This is a genomic window from Vibrio splendidus 12E03, assembly GCF_000272105.2.
Classification (GTDB): Bacteria; Pseudomonadota; Gammaproteobacteria; order Enterobacterales; family Vibrionaceae; genus Vibrio; species Vibrio splendidus_I.
Map to the genome: position 1 here is coordinate 1 of NZ_AJZD02000280.1, position 259 is coordinate 259.

The 259-nt window shown below is 56.8% G+C and carries 1 pseudogene; it reads right to left on the minus strand.

Going from position 1 to position 259, the window contains the following annotated elements:
• Window positions 1–259: pseudogene (locus tag A142_RS25320) on the minus strand (hypothetical protein); the annotation flags it as partial.

Below are 259 nucleotides of genomic sequence, written 5' to 3' on the forward strand. Positions count from 1 at the left end.
GATGCTCGACACCACAATGAGAATGGACAACACCATCGTCACCATCAATTCCATGTTATCGGCCGGAGAAAACCCCGCCCTTCGCCCCCCAACGGCCAGGCAGGAGGTTAATAAGTCCCCGCCACATTGCAGTAACCCCGACGCTTTAAACTGCGCTTGAATGGCGAGCCCTGCGAGAACACCCGAGGCGCGCACCACGACCAACAGCACCAAGCTGCCTAACGTGAATTTGAGCCAGCCATCAAAAAAAGGCCGCGTG